Annotated in this window: 20 protein-coding genes; 6 read left to right on the top strand and 14 right to left on the bottom strand. The window is 57.7% G+C overall.

The genetic code is table 11. The annotated features are described in order from the left end of the window. Nucleotides 1-30 precede the first annotated feature (30 nt). A complete protein-coding gene (locus ACZ1GS_RS07045; RefSeq protein WP_472697765.1) occupies nt 31-1,554 on the bottom strand; it encodes a M28 family peptidase in 1,524 nt (507 codons plus the stop codon). A gap of 102 nt (nt 1,555-1,656) precedes the next feature. Here ACZ1GS_RS07045 and ACZ1GS_RS07040 point away from each other — a divergent pair, with 102 nt between their 5' ends. Then, nucleotides 1,657-2,616 (top strand): SPFH domain-containing protein, encoded by a 960-nt coding sequence (locus tag ACZ1GS_RS07040; protein ID WP_472697764.1) that lies wholly within the window; start codon nt 1,657-1,659, stop codon nt 2,614-2,616. A 33-nt stretch (nt 2,617-2,649) separates the two neighbouring features. Next, entirely contained in the window at nt 2,650-3,096 is a 447-nt protein-coding gene (locus tag ACZ1GS_RS07035; RefSeq protein ID WP_472697763.1) for an NfeD family protein, read from the top strand. 30 nt (nt 3,097-3,126) lie between these two features. On the opposite strand, the gene ACZ1GS_RS07030 is transcribed toward ACZ1GS_RS07035, so the two are convergent. Then, a complete protein-coding gene (locus ACZ1GS_RS07030; RefSeq protein ID WP_472697762.1) occupies nt 3,127-3,510 on the bottom strand; it encodes a hypothetical protein in 384 nt (127 codons plus the stop codon). Nucleotides 3,511-3,532: 22 nt separating this feature from the next. Beyond that, nucleotides 3,533-4,114, bottom strand: coding sequence for a DUF937 domain-containing protein (locus ACZ1GS_RS07025; RefSeq protein ID WP_472698085.1), 582 nt, complete (start codon nt 4,112-4,114; stop codon nt 3,533-3,535). Nucleotides 4,115-4,347: 233 nt separating this feature from the next. Between ACZ1GS_RS07025 and ACZ1GS_RS07020 the strand changes: the two genes are divergently transcribed. Beyond that, nucleotides 4,348-4,710 (top strand): DUF3597 domain-containing protein, encoded by a 363-nt coding sequence (locus tag ACZ1GS_RS07020; protein ID WP_472697761.1) that lies wholly within the window; start codon nt 4,348-4,350, stop codon nt 4,708-4,710. 75 nt (nt 4,711-4,785) lie between these two features. After that, nucleotides 4,786-5,451: a uracil-DNA glycosylase gene (locus ACZ1GS_RS07015; RefSeq protein WP_472697760.1), complete on the top strand. Its 666-nt coding sequence runs from the start codon at nt 4,786-4,788 to the stop codon at nt 5,449-5,451. Here ACZ1GS_RS07015 and ACZ1GS_RS07010 read toward each other — a convergent pair. The 6 genes from ACZ1GS_RS07010 to ACZ1GS_RS06985 form a co-directional block, all read right to left on the bottom strand. Then, the gene (locus ACZ1GS_RS07010) at nt 5,408-6,043 is read right to left on the bottom strand and encodes an LbetaH domain-containing protein (protein ID WP_472697759.1); all 636 of its coding nucleotides are present in this window, start codon (nt 6,041-6,043) and stop codon (nt 5,408-5,410) included. The two genes, ACZ1GS_RS07015 and ACZ1GS_RS07010, sit on opposite strands and share 44 nt — an antisense overlap. Continuing rightward, the gene (gene aguB / locus ACZ1GS_RS07005) at nt 6,036-6,884 is read right to left on the bottom strand and encodes an N-carbamoylputrescine amidase (protein ID WP_472697758.1); all 849 of its coding nucleotides are present in this window, start codon (nt 6,882-6,884) and stop codon (nt 6,036-6,038) included. Before aguB ends, ACZ1GS_RS07010 begins: the two co-directional genes overlap by 8 nt. 17 nt (nt 6,885-6,901) lie before the next feature. After that, nucleotides 6,902-7,759 (bottom strand): class I SAM-dependent methyltransferase, encoded by an 858-nt coding sequence (locus ACZ1GS_RS07000; RefSeq protein ID WP_472697757.1) that lies wholly within the window; start codon nt 7,757-7,759, stop codon nt 6,902-6,904. 77 nt (nt 7,760-7,836) lie between these two features. Next, nucleotides 7,837-9,354: an FMN-binding glutamate synthase family protein gene (locus ACZ1GS_RS06995; protein WP_472697756.1), complete on the bottom strand. Its 1,518-nt coding sequence runs from the start codon at nt 9,352-9,354 to the stop codon at nt 7,837-7,839. A gap of 113 nt (nt 9,355-9,467) precedes the next feature. Then, on the bottom strand, nt 9,468-10,445 hold the full coding sequence (locus ACZ1GS_RS06990) for an agmatine deiminase family protein (protein WP_472697755.1): 978 nt from the start codon (nt 10,443-10,445) through the stop codon (nt 9,468-9,470). Nucleotides 10,446-10,464: 19 nt separating this feature from the next. Next, nucleotides 10,465-12,144, bottom strand: coding sequence for a M28 family metallopeptidase (locus ACZ1GS_RS06985; RefSeq protein WP_472697754.1), 1,680 nt, complete (start codon nt 12,142-12,144; stop codon nt 10,465-10,467). 196 nt (nt 12,145-12,340) lie between these two features. Between ACZ1GS_RS06985 and ACZ1GS_RS06980 the strand changes: the two genes are divergently transcribed. Then, nucleotides 12,341-14,254: a S9 family peptidase gene (locus tag ACZ1GS_RS06980; RefSeq protein ID WP_472697753.1), complete on the top strand. Its 1,914-nt coding sequence runs from the start codon at nt 12,341-12,343 to the stop codon at nt 14,252-14,254. Nucleotides 14,255-14,326: 72 nt separating this feature from the next. On the opposite strand, the gene rpsD is transcribed toward ACZ1GS_RS06980, so the two are convergent. After that, nucleotides 14,327-14,941, bottom strand: coding sequence for a 30S ribosomal protein S4 (rpsD, locus tag ACZ1GS_RS06975; RefSeq protein WP_472697752.1), 615 nt, complete (start codon nt 14,939-14,941; stop codon nt 14,327-14,329). Nucleotides 14,942-15,194: 253 nt separating this feature from the next. Here rpsD and ACZ1GS_RS06970 point away from each other — a divergent pair, with 253 nt between their 5' ends. After that, entirely contained in the window at nt 15,195-15,470 is a 276-nt protein-coding gene (locus ACZ1GS_RS06970) for a chorismate mutase (protein ID WP_472697751.1), read from the top strand. Nucleotides 15,471-15,482: 12 nt separating this feature from the next. On the opposite strand, the gene ACZ1GS_RS06965 is transcribed toward ACZ1GS_RS06970, so the two are convergent. The 4 genes from ACZ1GS_RS06965 to rpiB are packed head-to-tail and all read right to left on the bottom strand — an operon-like array spanning nt 15,483 to nt 18,476. Next, nucleotides 15,483-16,220: an RNA methyltransferase gene (locus ACZ1GS_RS06965; RefSeq protein ID WP_472697750.1), complete on the bottom strand. Its 738-nt coding sequence runs from the start codon at nt 16,218-16,220 to the stop codon at nt 15,483-15,485. Next, complete coding sequence (nrdR, locus tag ACZ1GS_RS06960; protein WP_472697749.1) at nt 16,217-16,693, bottom strand: transcriptional regulator NrdR; 477 nt, start codon at nt 16,691-16,693, stop codon at nt 16,217-16,219. Before nrdR ends, ACZ1GS_RS06965 begins: the two co-directional genes overlap by 4 nt. A 14-nt stretch (nt 16,694-16,707) precedes the next feature. Further along, a complete protein-coding gene (gene glyA / locus ACZ1GS_RS06955) occupies nt 16,708-18,015 on the bottom strand; it encodes a serine hydroxymethyltransferase (RefSeq protein WP_472697748.1) in 1,308 nt (435 codons plus the stop codon). Further along, entirely contained in the window at nt 18,012-18,476 is a 465-nt protein-coding gene (gene rpiB / locus ACZ1GS_RS06950; RefSeq protein WP_472697747.1) for a ribose 5-phosphate isomerase B, read from the bottom strand. The genes glyA and rpiB overlap by 4 nt, the downstream gene beginning before the upstream one ends. Nucleotides 18,477-18,535: the final 59 nt, after the last annotated feature.

The following is an 18,535-nucleotide window of genomic DNA, read 5'->3' as shown; positions in this document are numbered from 1 at the left end:
TTAAATGTGATTCTGTGGCGGCCCATGTAATCAGTTCTGCAGCGGTTCGCTAGGCCCTTTTCCCGGAACCTGCTCAAGATTGCCGAAATAGCGTCCCAGCGCGACGTGGAAATTGGCATCCGCCGCTGCGCCGCCAAGCACCAGCTGATCATCCAGTTCGTCGGTGACGTCATGATAGCGTCCGGCCAGAAAAGCATCCAGCCGCTTCTGATCGGCAAACGCGCTGGTTATCATGAAAGCCGGGATACCCTTTTCGAGAAAGACATAGCCGTCCTGTCGGCGCAAAAAGGCATTGGCCTTGTCGCTTGTGTCAATGTTTCGGCCCTCTGCTGCCGCGACCGCCTCGATATCGGCATCCAAATCGGTTTCCCCGCGGCCGACAACGGCAATCGTCCCCCCGTCCGGAGACAGCGCCACCGTATCGGCATTGAACACCGCCACGAACCGATTCAAAGGAAACCCGGGTTTGGCGGCAAAGGCGCGGGCTCCCAGCAAGCCGCTTTCTTCTGCCGTTGTCGCAAGAAAATAAATATCCCGGTCGACGGGATCGCGGGCCAGCCGCCGAGCGGTCTCAATCAGCAATGCGATCCCGCTGGCATTGTCGACCGCGCCATTGCAGATCCGATCCGGCGATTCAGGACCGCGGCACACACCCAGATGATCCCAGTGTCCCAGAAACAGCAACGCCCCCTGCTCGGGCCGACGCCCCGCTATTTTCCCGACGACATTGTGCGATTGGTAAGTCCGCACCCTGGTGTCCACGGAAATGTCCGCAAACAGGCCAAGCGCCCGGGGCTCGGCGCCGGATTGCTGCATCTCGGCGGCGAACTGCTTGGCATCAATGTCAATCTTGGCCAGCCATTTGGAAACCTGTTTGCCACTGATCAGGCCTTCGATACCGGCGTGATAGACCGGCCCGTTTGCCAGGTCATCGCGATCAGCCAGGGTCAGGTTGGCGCGGCGGTACCGGCGCACCGCGCGCTCATAGCGGGCTTCATTGTTAATGACGGTCAGAACGCCGGCCGCCCCGGCAGCAATAAAATTGGCGCGGCGGTCCCGGATACTGGGAAAATCCTTGACACCATCCGGTTTCAGGAGGTTGAGCAGAACCAGCTTTCCATCCACCAGCGGCGCCAGCGACGCGATATCGCCGCCGCCATGGCCGGCATGGACCAGCTCCAGATTGAGCGCCTGCTGCGTCGGCATCCGACCGCGCAAAATCAACGCATTGGCGGCGGTCCGCACTTTTCGCGTGCGCTCCCCATCAAAGCGCACGACGGCTATTTTTTGGGTTAACGGCGTCCGTTCGGTCAACGAGACGGGTGCATACCAGGAGCCGGCTTCTCCCGCCGGCCGCAAGCCAGCGGCCTGCCAAGCGGTTGCGATATAATTGACAGTCTTGTTTTCGCCTTCGGTTCCGGGCTTGCGGCCTTCAAAGGCATTGCTCGCCAACACCGTGATATGGCCGCGCAATTCCTCTTCCGAAATATCCTCTGCCGCGACCGGCCCGGAAAACAGCATGATCGGAAGAAAACAGAGCAACCAGAGACGCATGGGATTTGATAACCTTATGTTTGAGCCAAATCTTTGCTTTTTCCTTGGCATTATGGCGCAAATAATCAATGGTAAACGTGAAAATACGGAGAGAGACTAGATATGGAAATTTCGCTGCTTTTGTTCGTCCTGCTGGTCGTCCTGATCTATCTTTTTGCCAGCATCAAGATTGTCCGCCAGGGCTATGAATATACAATCGAGTATTTCGGCCGCTTCACCAGCATCGCCAAGCCCGGTTTCAATTTCTTCCCTGCCTTTCTGTATCGCGTCGGCCGCAAGGTCAACATGATGGAACAGGTCCTGGATATCCCGGGCCAAGAGATCATCACCAAGGACAATGCGATGATTTCCACCGACGGCGTGGTTTTCTTTCAGGTCCTCGAAGCGGCGAAAGCGGCCTATGAGGTCAACGACCTCTATAACGCGATCCTCAACCTCGTCACGACCAACCTGCGCACCGTGATGGGCTCGATGGATCTTGACGAAACGCTGTCCAAACGGGACGAGATTAATGCGCGGCTGCTGACCGTGATTGACGATGCGACAACGCCATGGGGTATCAAGATCACCCGGGTCGAGATCAAGGATATCCGTCCGCCTCAGGATATCGTCAATGCGATGGCCCGGCAGATGAAAGCCGAACGTGAAAAGCGGGCCAATATCCTCGATGCCGAAGGCGCACGCGCCTCCGAAATCCTGCGGTCGGAAGGCGAGAAGCAGGGCCAGATCCTGCAAGCCGAAGGGCGCAAGGAATCGGCTTTCCGGGATGCCGAGGCGCGGGAACGCGAGGCCGAAGCGGAAGCCAAGGCAACCAAGATGGTCTCCGAAGCCATTGCCAATGGCAATGCCCAAGCGATCAACTATTTCGTCGCCCAGGACTATGTCAAAGCGGTCGAGAAATTTGCGACATCACCCAATGCCAAGACCATTTTGTTCCCGGTTGAGGCGACGCAATTAATCGGCACGCTGGGCGGTATCGGGGAATTGGCGAAAGAAGCGCTGGGCGACAGTAGCGAAGACGCAACGCCTGCGCCGAAACGCCGCAAAGGGCCCTTTGAATAGGCCTTGGGAGAGACCGCTTAGATGAACGATCTGATGACAGATGATCCTGAATATATCTGGCTGACTCTGGCCGCCATTCTGGCGCTGGCAGAAATTTTCGTGCCCGGTGTGTTTCTGATCTGGGTCGCTGCGGCCGCCGCGGTGACCGGAATCGCAAGCGCCTTTATTGATATCACCTTTGCCGGTCAGCTGACCCTATTCGGCGTTTCAACCATTGCAGCCGTGCTGCTGGGCCGCCGCTGGTATCTCAGTAATGTCGTTAAAAGCGAAGACCCGTTGCTCAACGACCGCGGCGCGCGAATGGTGGGCATGACAGTCACGGTTGTCAAACCAGTCAGCGCCACAGCCGGGCGGGTCAAGCTCGGCGACAGTGTCTGGTCTGCGCGCGGACCGGCCATGGGCGAAGGCACCACCGCCCGGATTGTCGACGTCGATGGCAGCACGTTGATATTGGAAGAGATTCCCGCCCAGATCACATAAGCGGCGACCGCGGGACCGTCTCTTGGGCCGCTAGTCTTTCTTGAAAAAGCCCTTGGCCATATCGGTCAGGTCGTTCAGCGGATTGCCATCGCCATCACGATCCAGAAATCCGGTCATCTTGCCAAACAGGCCATCTTCACCGCCGAGCTTTTCCATCAGACCGCCTTCGCCATCGAGACCGGCTTTTTCGGCCATGGCCGGCATCAGCCCCTTGAGCTTCTCTGCATCGACGCCCGCTTCAGCCGCCGCTTCCTTGATCGCGGTCGCCTTGTCGACGCTGCCATCCTGCAATTTGGTGAACAGGGCTTCGCCACCCGATTTCAGTTCATCCGCGGTCATGCCCACTTTTTCCGCAAGGCTGTCGAGATTGACATTGTCAGGCAACATGCCCAGCGCGCTATCCAATAGTCCCATAATAGTCTCCTTTGTCAGATGCTTAGCGCATCAATTTCCCAGCCATGCCAATCATGTCATCGAGCGGATTGCCATCACCATCCAGATCGAGCATCGAGGCGATCCCACCGAGGCCGCCTGCCGCCGCGCCGCCCGATTGTCCGCCGCCGCCCAGAATATTGCCAATGAGGCCACCGAGACCACCGGCTTGTCCGCCCGATTGCCCGCCGCCATTTTGCTTGGCCATATAACCCGCAACCATCATCGCGATCATCGGCAGCATTTTCTTGAGCAGATCGCTGCTGATGCCGGTTTGCTGTTCGGCACCGGCCGCAACCGTGCGGCTGACTTCTTTTGAGCCGAAAATCTGGCCGAGGACTTCATTGCCCTGATTGATCGGCGTTGGCTGGTTACCCAGCACACTATCGAGCAATCCGCCGCCGCCCAGCTGGCCGAGCAAGCCGCCGAGTCCGTCGAGACCGGATGGCTGGGCCTGGGTGGTTTTCTTGAACCCGCCCAAAATCGCGGGAAGCAGTGCGGCTGCACCCGCTTGTGCAACGCTTTCGTTGACGCCCAGTTCTTTCGCCATCGAACCGATACCGCCCGATTGTTGCAGAATATCCATAATGTTCACGGCTGCTCTCCTTTACCTTAACCCGAAATTGATTCTGTTTATGATCCCGTCCTAGCATAATTTTCGGCGAAAAACGCGCCGCGACAAAGCTTTACGATTGTTTACAATCAAACAAAGCCGGCTTTGGCAAAAAAGCACATCTCCGATTTGACTCTCAGCGCGCTTGCCGTGAAGACAGACACAAGGGCACAGAAAAAACCCGACTTAAGAAGAAGGAGCAGAACATGAGCATTTTCGGCAAAATCAAGAACGCAATTTTCGGTGGCGAAGCCAAGGCCGCAGAACCGGCTGCAGCGACGCCCGCAGATGCGGCACCCGCAGCCCGCGCGGCGATAACCGAAGTCGACGTCGCATCGCGGCTCGACAGCGTCCCGGGCGCAGACAAGCTGAACTGGCGGACATCAATCGTCGACCTGATGAAACTGGTGCAGATTGATCCGAGCTACGGCAACCGCAAGGAACTCGCCCAGGAGCTCGGCAATACCGACTATAGCGGTTCGGCCGAAGACAATATCTGGCTGCACAAGAAAGTGATGTCAGAAATCGCCGCCAATGGCGGAATCGTTCCGGCAGATCTGAAAGACTAATCGTCTTCCCGGCATCTTGTCTCCGTCATTCTGGCCAGTGCCGGGATGGCGGAGCGGCCTCTCGATAGACACAAGATGCAAATCAATCCCCTTCCCCAGACCGAAGCGCCTCAGGGCTGCCGCCGCTGTCCGCGGCTGGTCAGCTTGCGCAAATCTCTGAAAAAACAACATCCTGACTGGTGGAATGCGCCGGTTCCGGCCTTTGGTGATCCCGCAGCGTGGCTGGCCATAGTGGGCCTCGCGCCCGGCACGGAAGGCGCCAATCGCACCGGCCGCCCGTTTACCGGGGACGCGTCCGGGGATCTGCTCTTTGCAACCCTGGCCAAAACCGGCCTCAGCAACGGTGTGTTCGAATCCCGCGCGGATGACGGCGTTACGCTCAACGGCGCCATAATTCTCAACGCGGTCAAATGTCTACCGCCGGAGAACAAGCCGACCGGCGCAGAAATCACCAATTGTCGCGGCTATCTGAAAAAGAGCCTCAATGCGCTGCCGCGTCTCAAGGTGATGCTGGCACTCGGCAAAATCGCCCATGACAGCCTCATCCGGATGGATGGCGGCAAGCTGGCCGATCACCGCTTTGTGCATGGTGCCGAGCATCGCCTGTCTGACGGGACGATCCTGATCGATAGCTATCATTGCAGCCGCTATAATGTGAACACCCGGCGGCTGACGCCGGAAATGTTCGAAGGCATTTTCACCCAGGCGCTGACGTTCCGGCCGATTGATCGATCAGGCTGAGTCGATCGACCACGGAGTTGCGCGACAGCAAGGCGCCCGGCGCCACAACCGCATTGGCGCCGATCCGGCAGCCATCACCGATCAGGGAACCGAATTTATTGCAGCCGGTGTCGATCATAGTGCCTTCATGCAATATCACGATTTTGGGATCATCCATCTCATTGCGATGATTGGCAATAATCGCTCCCGCCTCGATATTAACATGGCCCCCGACAAGGCTGTCTCCGACAAAATTGAAATGCGCCAGTTTCGATCCGGCAAACACAAAGGATGATTTCAATTCGCAGGCCGGGCCAACAATATTGTCGCGTTCCAACCAGCAGCCGCCGCGGATATAGGCGCCGCTTGCGATAAATGCGCCGGGGCCGATGATAGCCGGACCCTTTATGGTTGCGCCGCTTTCTATCGTCGCGGTTGCAGCAATGGCAATCTCGTCCTCCACCGCATAATCGTCATTCAGATCATCCAACATGCCGCGCACAAGGGAAGCGGATTGTTCCGCTATGTCCCAAGGCATTCTATCGGCACAGGCCGCAAGCGGAGACGCGTCAAAGCCTTTAATCCAGTGGTCATAATCCCACGGATCAGACATCCTCGACCAGGCGCCCGTAAAGCTGTGGACGGCGATCGCGGAAAAAGCCCATGCCCGCCCGATGTTTGCGGGCCTGATCGAGATCGAACTGAGCCACGAGCACACCGCTGTCTTCCGCCCCATATTCGAGCACCAGATCGCCCCATTCATTGGCAATGAAACTGTGGCCGTAAAAACTCTGGCCGTCTTCGGTGCCGATGCGGTTGCTCGCGATGACCGGCATGCAGTTGCTCACCGCATGACCCTGCATCGCCCGACGCCACATGCGGCTGGTGTCGAGCTCCGCATCATAGGGCTCCGAGCCGATTGCGGTCGGAAAGAACAGCAATTCCGCGCCCATCAGCGCCATGGCGCGTGCGGTTTCGGGATACCATTGGTCCCAGCAAATACCGACACCGATGGTGGTGCCGAAAACGTCCCAGGTCTTGAAACCGCTATTGCCGGGTCGGAAATAGAATTTCTCTTCATAGCCCGGACCATCGGGAATATGGCTTTTGCGATAGACGCCCATGATCTCGCCGGCGGGGTCAATCATCGCGATACTGTTGTAAAAATGCGGGCCGTCGCGTTCGAAAAAACTGGCCGGAATCGCCACGCCCAATTGCCGGGCCAGCTTTTGCATCGCCGCCACAGCGAGGCTGTCGTTCAGAGGCTCTGCCAGAGCAAAGAGCGCTTCATCTTCGGTTTTGCAGAAATAGGGGCCGGCAAAAAGTTCGGGCGGCAGAATGATCTGCGCGCCCTGCTCGACCGCCTCCGCCACATGGTCGCTGACGGCAGCTATATTGTCTTTTGCATCGCCGTTCAGCGAAAGTTGCAGGGCCGCAACAGTGATTTGCGTCATTGCAGCCCTGCCCTGTTTCAGGAAAGTTTCTTGAACAGCAAAGTCATCCGGTCGGACTCACCAATCTCGGTATATTTCGCTTTATCGGTATCGCCTTCGGCATAGCGCGGGGGCAAGGTCCAGACGCCTTTTTCATAGTCGGCCGTGTCCTTCGGATTAGCATTGATTTCGGACTGTTTCACCAGTTCGAAACCCTGCGATTCCATGAAGGCAATGACCGTGTCGGTCCGCAAATAGCCCTTATTGCCATCCGCATAGCTGAACGGCGTGCCGTCCTTGGCGCGATGCTGGATGATACCGACCAGACCGCCATCTTTGAGCATCTTGCGCATCGCCCGCATTTCGCTGTCGGCAATATCCCAGCGCATCAAATTGTGCATCATCCGCGGGATGATGACGATATCGGCCGTGCCCTGCACTTCTTCCGGAACGGTATCGGCAGTGTAGCCAGCGAATTTTTCAGCCGGCATGCCGGTCCACTCCGCGACATCATTCGGGAATTTTGCCGGGAAACCACGGATGCGGTCTTTCGTTTCATCACCAAAAGGCGTGGTGTCCGGTGCAAAGGTAAGGCCGATGAATTTCCCTTTTTCCGCCACATAGGGGGCCAGGACCCGCGAGTACCAGCCGCCACCGGGGGCATATTCGACCACAGTATGATGGGGTTCCACGCCGAAAAAATTGATTGTCTGCGTCGGATGGCGATATTTGTCGCGTGCCTTATCTTCGGCGCGGCGCTCATGCATGATGATCGAGCGCAAATTGGTTTCGGAGCCTGCGGTTTCCGCCTTTTCATGATGCTTTGCGACAGCCGGCATGGCGGTGGTTGCAAGCAAGGTCGTGGCGATCGCAGCAGCAAGGAATTTCTGGGTCATGGGGAAGCCTTTCAGTCGGGGTTATCTCTCTCTGAAAGCCTATATAAATGACCGGAGGCGGCAAGCAAAGCGGTTTATCAGTTGATTGTTACATCGGTCGTAAAGGCTTTGCGGATCGCGGGTCGCGGATAGAGCTCGTCGAGCGGAACCGATTTGCCATTATCCTGAACAATCCGGATATGCTTGCGCCCCAGTTGACGCGGTTCATCAACACCGCAGCTATGCGCGAGAACTTCCACTTCGTGAACCAGGCTCTTGCAGTAATTCGCAACCTTGACCTTCTTGTCCGTCGGATCGAGACCCCGCTGCAACCTTGGGTCATGGGTGGTGATTCCGGTTGGGCAGGTATTCTTGTTGCACTTCATCGCCTGAATACAACCCAATGAAAACATGAAGCCGCGGGCGCTGTTGACGAAATCCGCCCCGGCACAAATCGCCCAGGCCACCTCGCTGGGCGTGATCCGTTTGCCGGACGCGATAATCCGGACCCGTTCGCGCAAACCATATTGGTGCAAGATATCGGACAGCATCGGCAGGCTTTCATCGAGCTGCAATCCGACATTGTCCATCAACGGCATCGGCGCCGCCCCGGTTCCGCCATCACCGCCATCCAAGGTGAAAAAGTCCGGCGCGCTTTCAATGCCGCGGCGATGGATTTCCTCGCATAATTCGTTCAGCCAGCCATAAGCGCCGACCACCGCCTTGATGCCGGTCGGCTTGCCGGTGACGGTGCGAACCCGGTCGACAAAGTCCAGCATATCCCCGACGCTGTTGATTTCGGGATGGCGGTTGGGGGAAATCGAGGCCTGACCAGCGGGGATACCGCGCACCTCGGCGATGACATCGGTCACTTTTTCAGCCGGTAAGATACCGCCTTTGCCCGGCTTGGCGCCTTGCGACATCTTGATCTCGAACATCCGCACCTGCTCATGCGCCGCAATGGCGCGCAGCTTGTCGTCATTGAGGCTGCCGTCGTCATTGCGCACACCATATTTGGCGGTACCGATCTGGAAGACAATGTCGCAGCCGCCTTCGAGATGATAGGGCGACAAGCCGCCCTCCCCGGTGTTCATCCAGCAGCCGGCCATTTTCGCCCCGTGGGACAGCGCCCGCACCGCCGGCACCGAGAGCGCGCCGAAGCTCATCGCCGAAATGTTGAACAGGGATTTCGCCTCGAACGGCTGCTCGCAATAGGGCCCCAATATACATGTTGCGGTTTCTGCTGCATCCCGCTCCAGTGTCGGAAACGGGCAATTGACGAAAATCGGCGTGCCGGGCGGATCGAGATTCTTCGTCGATCCGAATGCAATGGTATTGCCACGGCCCCTGGCGGCCCGCCCAACCCATTCGCGTTCCGCGCGGTTAAACGGCATTTCCTCACGATCCATGGCGAAGAAATATTGCCGGAAAAACTCGCCGAGACTGCTGAACAGATGCCGGAACCGGCCGATTACCGGATAGTTGCGCCGCACGGCATCATGTTTCTGGGTGATATCGATAAAGAACAGGACAATCACGGTCGCCAAACCGAGGCCAAGCAAGAATATCAGAATATAAGTCAGCGCGCTCAAAACGCTCAAAATGCCATCAGCCATTGTCTATCCCCAATCCTACATAATCCGGGATTAGCATCTTGCCTCCCTCAGACATAGTTCGTTTGCAATCATCAATGGTTACAGCGATCCGGACAGCCGGGCCATTGGCGGATCTAGACGGCCGGTATTTGCTGCGAAATACAATGAAAGCTGCCGCCCCCGCGCAGCAACGCGCGGCTCGACAAACCCACCGCCTTGCGATCGGGAAACAGACTGCCAATCTGTTCGACTGCGAGGCCGTCATTGGCCGCGCCATATTGCGGCACGGCGACAACACGATTGGCTATGAAGAAATTCATGTAGCTGGCTGGAACGACAGCCTTATCCACCTCATATCGGCCCACAGAAGGCAATCGCAAAACGGTCAACCCTTTAGCCAAGGCCCGATAGGCAGCGCTTTCGTAAATTGTATGATTGGGATCGTCTTGCGAATCCGCTTCCGGAACCACAACGGTGCCTGCGCTCACAAAGCGTGCGAGATTATCGACATGGCCATCGGTATGGTCGCCTTGCAGTCCATCATCGAGCCAGCAAATCGCTTCCGCCTTCAGGGCCATTACAATTTCATTTTCCGCCTTCAGCCGGGTCCAGTCGGCGTTGCGATTGCTGTTGAGGACGCATTGCTGGGTGGTCACGACCCGGCCCTCGCCATCGCCATCAACCGCGCCGCCTTCCAATATCCAGTCATGCGCAATAGACTCTATCGCCGCGCGCCGGGCGAGACGCTGTCCGATATCCTGATCTCCCGGCATCGCAAATTTGCCGCCCCAGCCGTTAAAGCCGAATAGCTGAGCTTGACGCACGCGGCCATCGGTCAGGATGATCGGCCCGGTATCGCGCAACCAGATATCACCAAAAGGTTCGACTATAATCTCGGCATCGGATTGGACCAGGCCCGCAGCGGTCTTCGCATCGGCCGCGTCGCGGCAGATCAGGCAGACACGCTCACCCGATCCGTGGTCGCGAACCGCATCGGCAAACGCCGCAACCTCCTGCTGCGCTTCTGCCAGATGGGTGGGCCATTCGACCGGATTGCCCGGAAACCCGATCCAGACCGCTTCATGCGGCTCCCATTCTGCTGGCCACCGCATAAGCTCGTCAATCCGGGGCTTAGGAGCCGGCGCGGCTCTTGTCGCGGATGTCCCGAAACTCGTCGCCATCAACCCAGTTCGGCCAGTCTTCGGTCATCGCCAGCATCCGGCCGACGGTGTAATAGACCTTCAGATCACCCATGACACCGTCCCAGTTCCAGTTGGGATCATATTCGTCCTTGGGGCCGTGATAGCGGTTTTCGGTATAGTCCTTGCTGATCGCCTCGCCGGCTGCGCGGCCGCCTTCAACCAGATCCTCGCCGCCTTCAAAATAGATCATCGGCACGCCCAGCTTGGCAAAGCTGAAATGGTCCGAGCGATAGTAGAAGCCCTTCTCCGGCGTTGGTTCGGCTTCCGCAACACGGCCATCGGCCAGCAAGGCACCCTCGAGATAGCGGTCAAGTTCCGATTTGCCTTTGCCCACCACAACCACATTCTTGGCCGGGCCGGCCATGCCAAAGGCGTCCATATTGACACCGCCGACGGTCATGTTCAGCGGATAGATCGGATTTTCAGCATAATATTTCGAACCGAGCAGTCCCGATTCCTCAGCCGTCACGGCCAGGAAAATGATGCTGCGATCCGGCGCTCCGGCTTTGACATAAGCTTCGGCGAGAGCGACCAGTGCGGCGGTTCCCGTCGCATTGTCGACCGCACCGTTACAAATGTCATCGCCATCCGGGGCCGGCTTGCAGCGACCGAGATGATCCCAATGCGCGGTATAGAGCACATATTCATCCGGGCGCGTCTTGCCTTTGATCATGCCGATGACATTCTTGCTGTTCATCTTGCTGATATCATTGGCGAACGAGACTGACGCCGTGAGCCCAAGCGGCACCGCCTTGAAGGCCTTGTCCTTCGCGGCCGTCATCATCGCCTCGAGATCCTGACCCGCAGCGGCGAAAATCTTCGCGGCCACATCTTTCTGGATCCAGCCATTGGCCTTGGTCTGATCGGCACCGCCATTGGAAGACTGCGCATAAAATTGCGGGCCGCTCCAGCTCGATTCCACCACGTTCCAGCCATAAGCCGCCGGCGCGGTGTCATGGATAATCAAGGCGGCGGCAGCGCCCTGACGTGCGGCTTCTTCATATTTATAGGTCCAGCGCCCATAATAGGTCATCGCCCGGCCGCCAAATTCGCCTTCCAGACTTTCGGTGCCGAAGTCGGGGTCATTTACCAGAATGACGACGGTTTTGCCTTTGACGTCGATGCCCTCATAGTCGTTCCACTCACGCTCCGGGGCGTTGATGCCATAGCCGACGAAAACCAGTTCGCTGTCGGCAATGGCGATTGCATCCTGTTCCTGATAGGAGGTGACCACCATTTCCGGGCCATAGGCAAAGCTCATCATGCCGTCATCGGCGCCTGAAATGGCGAGCGGCGAGACATTTTTGGCTTCGATCGAAACCAGTGGCACATCCTGATACCAGCTATCGCCATTACCCGGCTCAATGCCGGCTGCTGCGAATTTTTCGGTTAGCAGCGCCAAGGTCTTCTCTTCACCGGCGGTTCCCGGTGCGCGGCCTTCAAACGCGTCAGAGGACAGCTCTTTGGTGATGTCGCGCATCGTGTCGACCGACAATTCGGGCGCTGCAATTTCGGGCAGTGCTGCCTGTTCGTCGGCTTCTTCCACTTTCGTGCAGCCAGCCACCAGCAAGGCGGCCCCGGTTGCGACAGCTACGAGATTCATTTTCATCGGGTCATCCTCTTGATCCTTAAATCGTTCCGGCCTGTTTGGCAGAGGAGTTCAATCGGTGCAATCGCCATTTTTCGGTCGGGTTTTACTTGTATTGCTTACCCCCTGAACATACGATTGCGCTATTATTAGGGGGAATAGTTAAATGCGGTTATTTTCAAATATATTGGCGTCTACTTCCATTATTATGGGAGTGATGGGTTTTTCAACCATTGCCCAGGCCAATGAACAGGCGAAAGTCTTCGGTGCTTTGCCGAGCGTCCTCGATATCAGCCTGTCACCCGATGGAAACAAGGTCGCCTTCATCTCTCCCGGCCCCGGCAAAACAACCGATCTCTACACTATTGATCTGACGGCGGGCGGGTCGCCCAAGCGGGTGACCACGTCATCCGGTGATCCGGAAAGCCTGCATTGGTGCAACTGGGTCTCCAATGCCCGGCTGGCCTGCCAGATCGGCGGGCTCGAAGAATATGCCGGAAGCCTGCTCGGCTTCACCAGTATTTTTGCGGTCAATGCCGATGGCAGCAATCCCAAGCTGCTCACCAAGCGCCAACGCGGCAATACGGTCGGCTTCACGCTTTATGGTGGTCGCATCATCGATTGGCTGCCCGACGAGGAAAATGCCGTTTTGATGACCCGCTACATCCTCGCGCAACGCGGCGCGATGAACAAATTTGGCGGTCAGGAAGGCGGCCTGGCGGTTGAACGTATCGACACGATTACGGGCAAGGCCAAGCGGGTTGAGAAACCCGAATCCGAAGCGGTGGAATATATCACCGATGGCGAAGGCAATGTTCGCATCATGGGGACACGCACCAAATTGGGGCGGACCGAACGCGACAGCGGCGAGATTAAATATTTTTTCAAAAATGGCGGCAGCTGGCAATTGCTCGACGAGCTCAACTATGCTGATCGCACCGGCTTCAATCCCTATGCCGTCGATCCCAAGTCCAACCGGGCTTACGGATTTCAACGGGTTGATGGCCGCAAGGCGCTGGTCGCCAAACCGCTTGATGGGTCCGGTACCGCCGAAGTTATTTTCGCGCATGATGAAGTTGATGTCGATGGTCTCATACGGATCGGACGGAAAAACCGCATCGTCGGCGCATCCTATGTTGTGGACTCGCGTCAGGGCGAATATTTCGATGCTGATCTCAAAAAATTGCGCAACGGTCTTTCAAAGGCGCTGGCTAATAAAGTGGCGATCGGTTTTGTCGATGCGAGCCTTGATGAATCCAAATTGCTGCTGCGCGCAACCTCCGATACCGACCCTGGTCAATATTATCTGTTCGACCGCACCCAGAAGAAACTGGAACCCTTGCTCGGTGTTCGTCCCTATGTTGAAAAACTGACCCTCGCGACCGTCAAACCGGTGAGCTTTCCAGCCGCCGACGGCACCCAGATTCCGGGTTATCTGACGCTTCCCGTGGGTAGCGACGGCAAGGGACTTCCGGCGATCGTGATGCCCCATGGCGGGCCCGAAAGCCGCGATGAATGGGGGTTTGACTGGCTTGCCCAATTTTACGCCAGCCAGGGCTTTGCCGTGATTCAGCCGAATTTTCGCGGGTCCTCCGGCTATGGAGACGCCTGGTATCAAAAAAACGGATTCCAATCGTGGCGCACCTCGGTTGGCGATGTCACCGATGCCGGCAAATGGTTGATCTCCGAAGGCATTGCCAAACCAGACGCCCTTTCGATCGTTGGCTGGTCCTATGGCGGTTATGCGGCGCTGCAATCCGGCGTGCTGGCCCCCGATCTGTTCAAATCGATTGTCGCCATTGCCCCGGTTACCGACCTCAGCACCTTGAAGACCAACGCGAAGAATACCTATGGCAGCGCGGTTGTCCGCGACTATGTCGGCAATGGGCCGCACGTGACCGAGGGATCACCGGCACGCAATGCCGAAGTGATCAAGGCGCCGGTGCTGATGTTCCACGGAACTTATGACCAGAATGTCGATGTCGAGCATGCCCGATTGATGGAAAGGCGGCTGAAATCCGCAGGAAAACAGGTCACCTATTATGAATATGAAAAGCTGGCCCATAGCCTGTGGGACGCAACGGTCCGCGCGGAAATGCTGCAAAAATCAGTGGAATTCCTGCCCAAATAGCCGGCCATAACCAACCCACAAAAAAGGGCGCTCCAACCGGGCGCCCTTTTTCTGTTTCCGCTTGCTGAAAAATCAGCGGGAATAGAATTCGACCACCAGGTTCGGTTCCATGGTCACCGGATAAGGCACTTCGTCGAGCGTCGGGACGCGGACATAAGTGACCTTGTCGGTGCCGTCTGGCGTGACATATTCCGGAATATCGCGCTCTGGCAGGCTCTGTGCTTCGATAACGAGCAGCATTTCCTTGGCCTTATCGCTCAGCGAAATCTCGTCACCAGGCATGACCTTGCGCGATGCGATATTGCACTTCACGCCATTGACGCGAATATGACCGTGGCTGACCAGCCGACGCGCTGCGAAGATGGTCGGGGTGAATTTGGCGCGATAGACAACCATGTCGAGACGCTGCTCGAGCAGGCCGATCAGGTTCTGGCTGGTATCGCCTTTCATCGCAGCGGCTTCTTTATAAGCACGGCGGAATTGTTTCTCGGTGACGTCGCCATAATAGCCCTTGAGCTTCTGCTTTGCGCGGAGCTGGAGACCATAGTCGGACAACTTGCCCTTGCGGCGCTGGCCGTGCTGGCCGGGACCATAGTCACGCCGGTTGACCGGTGACTTGGGGCGACCCCAGATATTCTCGCCCATGCGGCGATCGAGCTTATATTTGGAACTGGTACGTTTTGTCATAAAATGACTCCTAATTTGCTATGTCTTTTTCCCGGAGTGCACCGAAAATCTGCGAAAGATCCTCGCGGCTACCGCTTCACCGGGGTGCGGAGCCAATTGCAAGCCCGGCGCTATGACCATAGAAGCCCCGCTTGTCAACCGTTAGTGCGCGAGAAACAGGGCAATTTTCTGCTATGATCTCTCGACTTGGACCGCGTCTCGGACTAAACGCGCAGGGATGAACGACCCCTCGCCTTTGCCGCCCATGGAAACCATGACCGATGTCCGCCAGCAGGTCGACCGGATTGATGCGGAACTTGTCGCCCTGATCACCCAACGCTTTGGCTGCATGGACGCCGCAGCACGGATTAAGTCCGACCGTGGCGCAGTGCGGGACGAAGGCCGCAAGGCCGCGGTTCTGGCGCATGTCAAAACGCTCGCCGCAGAGGCGGGCATCCCGGTCCCGACGATCGCCGCGATGTGGGAAATGCTGGTCGAAACTTCGATCAGCTACGAGTTTCAGCAATGGGATCAGATCCGCGAGAAATAGGGGCGCTCGGCGTCATTCTTCCGGTTTGCGCCGCGGATTTTCCAGCGCGCTCAATATCCCGCGCCAGGTCTTGACCTCTTCTTCGGTCCAGCCCGGCTTGGTCATCATGTTCCGCAAGGTAACCTTGGTCGCGACGACACGGTCGGGGGGAAAGAAATATCCGGTCGGCTCCAGCGCCCGTTCCAGATGGGCGTGCAACAGGTCGAGTTCCTTTTGCCGGGCCGGTGTCGCCGGATTGGCTTCCTGGGTCGGCTGAACCGTCCCGCTGCCCGCCAGTTTGGATAATTCATAGGCCACCAAAATGACCGCCTGAGCAAGATTTAGCGACCCGAATTCCGGATTGATCGGCACGGTGATGATCGACCGCGCCAGCTCGACATCGCTGATTTCGAGCCCGGATCGTTCCGGCCCAAACAGAATCGCCGCTTTCCCGGTCGCACCACCAATATCCGCGGCGGCTTCGGCCGGCGTGAAGACGGTTTTGGTCATGCCCCGCTTGCGCACGGTGGTGGCATAGACATGCGAACAGTCGGCCACCGCTTCGGCGGTTGTTTCAAAAACCTGCGCCTGATCGAGCACCTGATCGGCGCCCGCGGCTGTCGGACCGGCGGCGGGATTGGGCCAGCCATCGCGTGGATCGACAAGGCGCAACTCGGTAAAACCGAAATTGAGCATCGCCCGCGCAACCTTACCGATATTTTCACCCAGTTGTGGCTTGACCAGGACAATGGCCGGCTTGGTCCCGGTCATCCGCGATCGGCGGTTTGCGCGCCGACATCCTTGACGCTACCGGCAAATTCTTCAAAATCCTTCGCCTCGGTAAAATCCTTGTAGACCGATGCGAAGCGAATATAGGCGACGCTGTCGAGGCCCTTGAGCCCGTCCATCACCATTTCGCCGATACGCTTCGATGGAATCTCGGTTTCTCCGCTGGTCTCCAGCTGGCGCTGGATGCCGGAAACCAGCTGGTCCATCTGCTCTTGCGCGATGCCGCGTTTGCGACAGGCAAGCGAAACGGACAGGTCAATCTTGGACCGATCAAAGGTTTCCCGGCGGTCCTCGCTTTTCACAACCGTGATCTCGCGCAACTGAATGCGCTCAAAGGTCGTGAAACGCGCGCCGCATCCCTCGCATTGGCGCCGCCGACGGATCGTGGTGCCATCCTCGGTCGGGCGACTGTCTTTTACCTGGCTGTCATCATGAGCGCAGAAGGGGCAACGCATAAACTCAAATGTCCTTATTCAGGATAGATCGGAAAGCGAACGCACAGATCCTGCACGCGGTTGCGGACATCCGCCTCAACCGCGGGATCGCCGCCCTCGCCTTTGTCCCGCAAGCCGTCAAGCACATCGGCCACGAGGTCCCCGATCAGCTGAAATTCGGCCGGACCGAAACCACGGGTGGTGCCCGCCGGAGAGCCAACCCTTATGCCGCTGGTTTTCATCGGCGGCTGGGGATCATTGGGGATGCTGTTCTTGTTGCAGGTAATGCCCGCCCGCTCGAGCGCTTCGTCGGCATCCCGGCCGGTAATGCCCAGCGGGGTCAGATCGATCAGCGCAAGATGGGTATCGGTCCCGCCAGCCACGACATCAGCACCGCGTTCTTTCAACCGCGCCGCCAGCACCTTGGCATTCTCGATCACCGCAGCAGAATAGCTTTTAAACTCCGGCTGCAGGGCTTCACCAAAGGCAACCGCCTTGGCGGCGATCACGTGCATCAGCGGACCGCCTTGCAAACCAGGGAAAACCGCCGAATTGATTTTCTTGGCAATGGCTTCATCATTGGTCAGCACCATGCCACCACGCGGACCGCGCAAGGTCTTATGGGTGGTTGTGGTGACCACGTCAGCATGGTCGAGAGGGTTCGGGTGCAGGCCGGCGGCAACCAACCCGGCAAAATGCGCCATATCCACCATGAAGATAGCGCCGACACGGTCGGCAATCGCCCGGAACTTGGCGAAATCAATCTGGCGCGGATAGGCAGAGCCACCGGCGATGATCAGTTTCGGCTTGTGCTCGTCAGCCAGCGCTTCGACTTCGGCATAGTCGATCAGATGATCGTCATCATTCACGCCATATTGGATCGCGTTGAACCATTTGCCGGACTGTGCGGGTTTAGCCCCGTGCGTCAGGTGGCCACCAGCATCGAGCGACATGCCCAATATCGTATCGCCGGGCTTGGTCAGCGCCAGCATGACGGCGCCATTGGCCTGGGCCCCGGAATGCGGCTGGACATTGGCGAACCCGCAATGGAACAATTGCTTGGCGCGTTCGATGGCCAGCGTTTCGACATCATCCGAGGGCGCACAGCCCTGATAATAGCGCCGTCCGGGATAGCCTTCGGCATATTTGTTGGTGAAGACAGAGCCTTGCGCCTGCAAAACCGCGCGGGAGACGATATTCTCCGAAGCGATCAGCTCGATCTGATTCTGCTGCCGCGACATTTCCGCGTTGATCGCGCCGGCCACCGCCGGATCGCCTTCATCCACCGAAAAATCGAAAAAGCCGGTTGGGCGAATATCCTGTATATCGGCAACATTACTCATGAGTGGGCTCCTTCGGCTTGGCGTTCTATTTGGGGTTCGGACAATTTGTTGACGCGGCGCTGATGCCGGTCGCCGCCAAATTCCGTAGTCAGAAATTGATGCAGGCAATCCTTGGCAATCTCGATCCCGACCAGGCGCGCGCCCATGGCGATCACATTGGCATCATTATGTTCGCGTGCCAGTCTGGCGGACAAGCCTTCCGATACCAGTGCGCAGCGGCAGGCCGGATTGCGGTTGACCGCCATGGAAATGCCAATGCCGGATCCGCACAAGGCCACGCCGCGCTCGGCGGCGCCCGAGGCAACCGCATTGGCAAGCTTGTAACCAAAATCGGGATAGTCGACGCTGTCAGTGGTCATCGGGCCAAGGTCAGTTACGGCGTGTCCGGCTTCGTTCAGCCAATCCACCAATGCAGCCTTTAACTCAATGGCGGCATGATCCGACGCGATGGCGACACGCATATGCAAAATCCTTCAAAAGCGGTAAGAATCGATGCCCGGTATCTAGTGTAGCAAACCGC

This window comes from Parasphingorhabdus sp. W113 (assembly GCF_055693205.1).
This window is presented reverse-complemented; position numbering and strand designations above follow the sequence as displayed.

Coding starts and splice junctions, on each gene's coding strand:
- ACZ1GS_RS07045 (WP_472697765.1), bottom strand. CDS start 1,554: ATGCGTCTCTGGTTGCTCTGTTTTCTTCCGATCATGCTGTTTTCCGGG.
- ACZ1GS_RS07040 (WP_472697764.1), top strand. CDS start 1,657: ATGGAAATTTCGCTGCTTTTGTTCGTCCTGCTGGTCGTCCTGATCTAT.
- ACZ1GS_RS07035 (WP_472697763.1), top strand. CDS start 2,650: ATGACAGATGATCCTGAATATATCTGGCTGACTCTGGCCGCCATTCTG.
- ACZ1GS_RS07030 (WP_472697762.1), bottom strand. CDS start 3,510: ATGGGACTATTGGATAGCGCGCTGGGCATGTTGCCTGACAATGTCAAT.
- ACZ1GS_RS07025 (WP_472698085.1), bottom strand. CDS start 4,114: ATGGATATTCTGCAACAATCGGGCGGTATCGGTTCGATGGCGAAAGAA.
- ACZ1GS_RS07020 (WP_472697761.1), top strand. CDS start 4,348: ATGAGCATTTTCGGCAAAATCAAGAACGCAATTTTCGGTGGCGAAGCC.
- ACZ1GS_RS07015 (WP_472697760.1), top strand. CDS start 4,786: ATGCAAATCAATCCCCTTCCCCAGACCGAAGCGCCTCAGGGCTGCCGC.
- ACZ1GS_RS07010 (WP_472697759.1), bottom strand. CDS start 6,043: ATGTCTGATCCGTGGGATTATGACCACTGGATTAAAGGCTTTGACGCG.
- aguB (WP_472697758.1), bottom strand. CDS start 6,884: ATGACGCAAATCACTGTTGCGGCCCTGCAACTTTCGCTGAACGGCGAT.
- ACZ1GS_RS07000 (WP_472697757.1), bottom strand. CDS start 7,759: ATGACCCAGAAATTCCTTGCTGCTGCGATCGCCACGACCTTGCTTGCA.
- ACZ1GS_RS06995 (WP_472697756.1), bottom strand. CDS start 9,354: ATGGCTGATGGCATTTTGAGCGTTTTGAGCGCGCTGACTTATATTCTG.
- ACZ1GS_RS06990 (WP_472697755.1), bottom strand. CDS start 10,445: ATGCGGTGGCCAGCAGAATGGGAGCCGCATGAAGCGGTCTGGATCGGG.
- ACZ1GS_RS06985 (WP_472697754.1), bottom strand. CDS start 12,144: ATGAAAATGAATCTCGTAGCTGTCGCAACCGGGGCCGCCTTGCTGGTG.
- ACZ1GS_RS06980 (WP_472697753.1), top strand. CDS start 12,341: ATGGGTTTTTCAACCATTGCCCAGGCCAATGAACAGGCGAAAGTCTTC.
- rpsD (WP_472697752.1), bottom strand. CDS start 14,941: ATGACAAAACGTACCAGTTCCAAATATAAGCTCGATCGCCGCATGGGC.
- ACZ1GS_RS06970 (WP_472697751.1), top strand. CDS start 15,195: ATGACCGATGTCCGCCAGCAGGTCGACCGGATTGATGCGGAACTTGTC.
- ACZ1GS_RS06965 (WP_472697750.1), bottom strand. CDS start 16,220: ATGACCGGGACCAAGCCGGCCATTGTCCTGGTCAAGCCACAACTGGGT.
- nrdR (WP_472697749.1), bottom strand. CDS start 16,693: ATGCGTTGCCCCTTCTGCGCTCATGATGACAGCCAGGTAAAAGACAGT.
- glyA (WP_472697748.1), bottom strand. CDS start 18,015: ATGAGTAATGTTGCCGATATACAGGATATTCGCCCAACCGGCTTTTTC.
- rpiB (WP_472697747.1), bottom strand. CDS start 18,476: ATGCGTGTCGCCATCGCGTCGGATCATGCCGCCATTGAGTTAAAGGCT.